Annotated in this window: 5 protein-coding genes; 3 read left to right on the top strand and 2 right to left on the bottom strand. The window is 74.4% G+C overall.

Annotated features, from left to right (window positions below; translation table 11 throughout):
* Positions 1-271: 271 nt before the first annotated feature.
* Together AB0L29_RS20235 and AB0L29_RS20230 are read right to left on the bottom strand one after the other, a co-directional pair.
* A complete protein-coding gene (locus tag AB0L29_RS20235; protein WP_365828979.1) occupies positions 272-1,234 on the bottom strand; it encodes a DeoR/GlpR family DNA-binding transcription regulator in 963 nt (320 codons plus the stop codon).
* A gap of 166 nt (positions 1,235-1,400) precedes the next feature.
* A complete protein-coding gene (locus AB0L29_RS20230; RefSeq protein ID WP_365828977.1) occupies positions 1,401-2,849 on the bottom strand; it encodes an NAD(P)H-quinone dehydrogenase in 1,449 nt (482 codons plus the stop codon).
* A 97-nt stretch (positions 2,850-2,946) separates the two neighbouring features.
* Between AB0L29_RS20230 and AB0L29_RS20225 the strand changes: the two genes are divergently transcribed.
* The 3 genes from AB0L29_RS20225 (at position 2,947) to AB0L29_RS20215 (ending at position 6,243) form a co-directional block, all read left to right on the top strand.
* Positions 2,947-3,384 carry a gamma-glutamylcyclotransferase gene (locus AB0L29_RS20225; protein ID WP_365828975.1) on the top strand — a complete coding sequence of 146 codons (438 nt, stop codon included), beginning with the start codon at positions 2,947-2,949 and terminating at the stop codon, positions 3,382-3,384.
* 101 nt (positions 3,385-3,485) lie between these two features.
* Entirely contained in the window at positions 3,486-4,310 is an 825-nt protein-coding gene (locus AB0L29_RS20220; RefSeq protein ID WP_365828973.1) for a purine-nucleoside phosphorylase, read from the top strand.
* 301 nt (positions 4,311-4,611) lie between these two features.
* Positions 4,612-6,243, top strand: coding sequence for a phospho-sugar mutase (locus AB0L29_RS20215; protein WP_365828972.1), 1,632 nt, complete (start codon positions 4,612-4,614; stop codon positions 6,241-6,243).
* Positions 6,244-6,663 lie beyond the last annotated feature (420 nt).

The raw sequence follows: 6,663 nt of genomic DNA, 5'->3' as shown, positions 1-6,663 counted from the left end.
TCAACGCCCAGGTCGGCGCCTCCCTCACCTCCGGCGCCGCCATCTGCGAGATCAAGGACTGACGTCCGGCACGGCCACAGCGCGCCCGGCGGACCGACTGCTCCGGTCCGCCGGGCGCGCTGTGTCTTCCTCGCGGCACGCGGGCATGGGGGCACGCGGGCACGGGGGCACGGCGGGCGCACCCTCTGGCGCGTCCCTCTGCCGCCTGCCCGCGGGCGGGTCGTACGCGGGCAGGCGGCAGAGGGACGGGTCCGGTCGGCCCGGCGCCGTCTCAGCGCCGCCGCAGGTCCGCGACCCGGGCCCGCTCCGCCCCCGACGCCTGCTCACCGAGCGTGCCGGCGCGCAGTCCCGTCCCCGCGGCGGGTACCTGGCGGCGCGGACCGGGGAGGGACACGTCCCGGCGCTGCTGACGCGCCGGGGCCGCGTCACCCCCCGGGCCCGCGGAGCCCCCGGGCGCCCCGGCCACGGCGATCTGCACCCCCTGGTCGGCCAGCGCCTGCAGCTCCGTGGCCGCACGGTCGTCGTGCGCGGGCGGTTCGTCCGTCACGAGCCGGGTGATGAGGTCGGTCGGCACCGTCTGGAACATCGTGTCCGTACCGAGCTTGGTGTGATCGGCGAGGACGACGACCTCCGCGGCGGCCTGCACGAGCGCCCGGTCCACGGAGGCCGACAGCATGTTGGAGGTGGACAGGCCGCGCTCGGCGGTCAGGCCGCTGCCGGAGAGGAAGGCGCGCGACACCCGCAGCCCCTGCAGGGACTGCTCGGCCCCGCTGCCGACCAGGGCGTAGTTCGAGCCGCGGAGTGTGCCGCCGGTCATGACCACCTCCACCCGGTTGGCGTGGGCCAGCGCCTGGGCCACCAGGAGGGAGTTGGTGACGACCGTCAGCCCGGGCACCCGGGCGAGCCGGCGCGCCAGCTCCTGCGTGGTGGTGCCCGCCCCGACCACGATGGCCTCGCCCTCCTGCACGAAGTTCGCGGCGAGGTCGGCGATGGCGGTCTTCTCGGCGGTCGCGAGATGGGATTTCTGCGGAAAGCCGGACTCCCGCGTGAAACCGCCCGGCAGTACCGCACCGCCGTGCCGGCGGTCGAGGAGTCCTTCTGCCTCCAGCGCGCGCACGTCCCGCCGTACGGTCACTTCGGAGGTCTGGACGACGCGGGCGAGCTCACGGAGCGACACGGCCCCGTTCGCTCGCACCATTTCGAGGATCAATTGGCGACGTTCTGCAGCGAACACGAAACTGACAGTAACCCCAACGACCGTCTGCTTTCAGCAGTTTGCGCCGAATAACAGAAGTTGTTCGCGACGGGCAGTGGAAAGTGGTATAAGGCCTAGTCCCGTCGACTACGCCGCACGCACGGTCGGGCACGCCCCGTGACCGGCACGGGGCGGGATCCGGTCGTCAGACCTCCTCGCCCGCCTTGCGGGTGTGCAGCTGCCGCGCCACCTCGGCGATCGAGCCCGACAGGGACGGGTAGACGGTGAAGGCGTTCGCGATCTGTTCGACCGTCAGGTTGTTGTCGACCGCGATCGAGATGGGGTGGATCAGTTCCGATGCGCGGGGCGCCACGACGACACCGCCGACCACGATCCCGGTGCCCGGCCGGCAGAAGATCTTGACGAAGCCGTCGCGGATGCCCTGCATCTTCGCGCGCGGGTTGCGCAGCAGCGGCAGCTTCACGGCCCGGGCGTCGATCTTCCCGGCGTCGACGTCGGCCTGCGTGTAGCCGACGGTCGCGATCTCCGGGTCCGTGAAGACGTTCGAGGAGACGGTCTTCAGGTTCAGCGGGGCCACCGCGTCGCCGAGGAAGTGGTACATGGCGATGCGGCCCTGCATGGCGGCGACGGACGCGAGGGCGAACACACCGGTCACGTCACCGGCCGCGTACACGCCCGGAGCGGTCGTGCGGGACACCTTGTCGGTCCAGATGTGCCCGGACTCGCGCAGCTTGACGCCGGCCTCCTCCAGCCCCATGCCCCGGGTGTTCGGGATGGCGCCGACGGCCATGAGGCAGTGCGAGCCGGTGATGACCCGCCCGTCGGCGAGCGTGACCTCGACGCGGTCGCCGGCCCGCTTGGCGGACTGGGCGCGGGAACGTGCCATGACGTTCATGCCGCGCCGCCGGAAGACGTCCTCCAGGACGGCCGCCGCGTCCGGGTCCTCACCGGGCAGCACCCGGTCCCGGGACGACACCAGCGTCACCTTCGACCCGAGGGCCTGGTAGGCGCCGGCGAACTCGGCGCCGGTCACACCGGACCCGACCACGATCAGCTCCTCGGGGAGCTCGGTGAGGTCGTACACCTGGGTCCAGTTCAGGATCCGCTCGCCGTCGGGCTGCGCGTCGGGCAGCTCGCGGGGGTGCCCGCCGGTGGCGATGAGCACGGCGTCGGCGGTGAGGGTCTCCTCGCTGCCGTCGGCGGCGGTGACCACGACCCTGCGCGACCCGTCGAGCGCCTGCATGCCGTCCAGCCGGCCGCGCCCGCGCAGGACCCGGGCGCCCGCGCGGGTGACGGCGGCGGTGATGTCGTGCGACTGGGCGAGGGCGAGCCGCTTCACACGGCGGTTGACCTTCCCGAGGTCCACGCCGATGATCCGGGCCTCCTGCTCCAGCGGCGGCGTGTCGTCCGCGACCATGATGCCCAGCTCCTCGTAGGAGGAGTCGAAGGTGGTCATCACCTCGGCCGTGGCGATGAGCGTCTTGGAGGGCACGCAGTCGGTCAGGACCGACGCCCCGCCCAGACCGTCGCGGTCGACGACGGTCACCTCCGCACCGAGTTGCGCGGCGACCAGCGCCGCTTCGTATCCGCCGGGTCCGCCACCGATGATCACGATCCGAGTCACGTACTCCATTGTCCCGTACCGCCGAAGGTGCGACCGCCCGGGGGCCCGGCCGTGGCCCCTTCCGTTACCGGAGTGACGCCGGTGCCGCCTGCCGTACGCTCTGACCATGTCGCTCTACGCCGCGTACGCCGGCAATCTCGACGCGCGGCTGATGTCCCGCCGCGCCCCGCACTCGCCGCTGCGCGCCACCGGCTGGCTGAACGGGTGGCGGCTGACCTTCGGCGGCGAGCACATGGGGTGGGACGGCGCGCTCGCGACGATCGTCGAGGACCCGCTGTCCCAGGTGTTCGTCGCGCTGTACGACATCGCCCCCATGGACGAGGAGTCGCTGGACCGCTGGGAAGGCGTCGGCATGGACATATACCGCCGGACCCGGATCCGCGTGCACACCCTGGACGGCGAGGAGCGGGCGTGGACGTACGTCCTGAACTCCTACGAGGGCGGCCTGCCCTCCGCCCGCTACCTGGGCGGGATCGCGGACGCGGCCGAGTCGGCGGGCGCCCCCCACGACTACGTCATGGAACTCCGCAAACGCCCCTGCTGACCTTCCGCGCCCCGTCCCGCCGGAAACGACAAGACAACGATCGCACTCTCTTCAGCTCCGTCATCTACGCGCGTAGGCAGGAACCGGCTACCCTCATCCGCGTGAACGCATCTCTTCTTCCGGACGACATCCAGCGCGACCCCTACGCCGCCGCCGACGCCGCCGCGGCCCGCCTGCGCGAGCTCACGGGCGCCGAGACCCACGACGTCGCGCTCGTGATGGGCTCCGGCTGGGCACCGGCCGTGGACGCCCTCGGCGACCCCGACGCCGAGTTCCGGGTCACCGAGCTGCCCGGTTTCCCGCCGCCGGCGGTGGAGGGCCACGGAGGCAGGATCCGCTCCTACCGGATCGGCGACAAGCGCGCGCTGGTCTTCCTGGGCCGCACGCACTACTACGAGGGCCGCGGCGTGGCCGCCGTCGCCCACGGCGTCCGCACGGCCGTGTCGGCCGGCTGCAAGACGGTCGTCCTCACCAACGGCTGCGGTGGCCTGCGCGAGGGCATGCGCCCCGGCCAGCCGGTCCTGATCAGCGACCACATCAACCTCACGGCCACCTCCCCGATCGTCGGCGCGAACTTCGTCGACCTGACGGACCTGTACTCCCCGCGGCTGCGCGCCCTGTGCAAGGAGATCGACCCCACCCTGGAGGAGGGCGTCTACGCGCAGTTCCCCGGCCCGCACTACGAGACGCCGGCCGAGATCCGCATGGCCCGTGTCATCGGCGCCGACCTGGTGGGCATGTCGACGGTCCTGGAGGCCATCGCCGCACGTGAGGCGGGCGCGGAGGTCCTGGGCATCTCCCTGGTGACCAACCTCGCCGCGGGCATGACCGGCGAGCCCCTCAACCACGAGGAGGTCCTCCAGGCGGGCCGCGACTCGGCCACCCGGATGGGCTCGCTGCTGACGCGGGTGCTGGACCGGCTGTAGGCCGCGGCCCCGCCCCGCCGGGGCGGGACGACCGCCGCGGGCGGACGGGCCCGCGGCCGCCCACGGCGGCGAGGGAACGTGCCGGGGGCCGCCCGCAGCGGCCGGCGCGCCGCCGGCCGGCCGGTCGCCCGCCCCCTCGCGCCGTTGCGGGGACGGACGCCCCCTCCCGGCGCGGCCCCGCCCGGAACGGGACCGCGGGCGATGCGGCGCGCCCCGCCGAAGCCGCACGGGCCGCCGCAGGCAGCCCGGCCCCCTCATCGCGGGCATCCGAACCACCACCACAACGAGAGGCTGACCGACCGTGCAAGACGCCCTCATCGCACAGGCCCAGGCGTGGCTGGCCGAGGACCCCGACGCGGAGACCCGCGAGGAACTCGCCCGGCTCATCGACGCCGGGGACCACGCCGAGCTCGCCGCACGCTTCAGCGGCACCCTGCAGTTCGGCACCGCCGGCCTGCGCGGCGAACTCGGCGCCGGCCCCATGCGCATGAACCGTTCGGTCGTCATCCGCGCCGCCGCCGGCCTCGCCGCGTACCTGAGGAGGAACGGCCAAGACGGCGGTCTCGTCGTCATCGGCTACGACGCCCGCCACAAGTCCGCCGACTTCGCCCGTGACACCGCCGCCGTCATGACCGGCGCGGGCCTGCGCGCCGCTCTCCTCCCGCGGCCCCTGCCCACCCCCGTCCTGGCCTTCGCCATCAGGCACCTCGGCGCCGTCGCCGGCGTGGAGGTCACCGCCAGCCACAACCCGCCCCGCGACAACGGCTACAAGGTCTACCTGGGCGACGGCTCCCAGATCGTCCCGCCCGCCGACGCGGACATCGCCGCCGAGATCGCCGCCGTGCCCTCCCTCACGGCCGTCCCCCGCCCCACCGAGGGCTGGGAGGTCCTCGACGACTCCGTCCTGGAGGCCTACCTCGCCCGTACGGACGCCGTCCTGGCCCCCGGCTCCCCCCGTACCGCCAGGACCGTCTACACGGCGATGCACGGCGTCGGCAGGGACGTCCTGCTCGCCGCCTTCGCCCGCGCCGGCTTCCCGGAGCCGGTCCTCGTCGCCGAGCAGGCCGACCCCGACCCGGACTTCCCCACCGTCGCCTTCCCCAACCCGGAGGAGCCCGGCGCGATGGACCTGGCCTTCGCCAAGGCCCGCGAGACCGGCCCCGACCTGGTCATCGCCAACGACCCCGACGCCGACCGCTGCGCCGTGGCCGTGCGGGACGGCGAGGACTGGCGCATGCTCCGGGGCGACGAGGTCGGCGCCCTCCTCGCCGCGCACCTGGTCAGGCGGGGAGCGACCGGCACCTTCGCCGAGTCGATCGTCTCGTCCTCCCTGCTCGGCCGGATCGCCGGAAAGGCGGGCCTGCGGCACGTCGAGACCCTCACCGGCTTCAAGTGGATCGCCCGCGCGCCGGGCCTGCGCTACGGCTACGAGGAGGCCCTCGGCTACTGCGTCGACCCGGACGGCGTGCGCGACAAGGACGGCATCACGGCCGCGCTGCTCATCACGGAGCTGGCCTCCGAGCTCAAGGAGGACGGCCGTACGCTCCTGGACCTCCTCGACGACCTCGCCGTCGAGCACGGCCTGCACGCCACCGACCAGCTCTCGGTGCGCGTCCAGGACCTCTCCCTCATCGCGGCCGCGATGCGCCGCCTGCGCGAGCAGCCCCCGGCCCGCCTGGGCGGCCTGCCCGTCACCCGCTCCGAGGACCTCACCCGGGGCACGGACACCCTGCCGCCCACCGACGGGCTGCGCTACACCCTCGACGGCGCCCGGGTGATCGTCCGCCCCAGCGGCACGGAGCCCAAGCTCAAGTGCTACCTGGAGGTCGTGGTCCCGGTGGCCGCGCACGCCGACCTGCCCACCGCCCGCGCGAGGGCGACGGACCTGCTGGCGTCGATCAAGCGGGACCTGGCCGCGGCGGCCGGCATCTGACCCGCCGCCGCGCCCGCGCGCACCTGCCCGGCACCGGTGGTGGCACCGCCGCCGTCCGGACCGCCTGACGGGGCGTCCCCCAACCGGGGGGCGCCCCGACGGGTGAAACATCCGCACGTCCCGGGCCACCCCGACGGGTGAGACATCCGGCTCCCCTCCGGCGGGACAGGACAGGGCACCGGTCACCCCTCCGCCTTCCCCACCGCGCGACCACCACCGCCGTCACCCACGCCCCGCCCGGCGCCACCGCCGGCGGGCGCGGGTCCGGGCCGGGACGGAGCGCGGTGGGCGGGCCGGCGGCCACGGCCTCGCCCCGGGGCCCGGGCCCCGGGACACGACCACTACGGCCGGCACGACGCCCGGAGCGGGCGCGCGGGCCCGTCCCGCCCCGGGGCGCACCGGGGATGCGGTCCCCCGCCC

The sequence above is a fragment of the Streptomyces sp. NPDC052701 genome (assembly GCF_040678355.1).
Classification (GTDB): domain Bacteria; phylum Actinomycetota; class Actinomycetes; order Streptomycetales; family Streptomycetaceae; genus Streptomyces.
The sequence above is the reverse complement of the archived record's forward strand: the minus strand, read 5'-3'. Positions and strand labels throughout refer to the sequence as shown.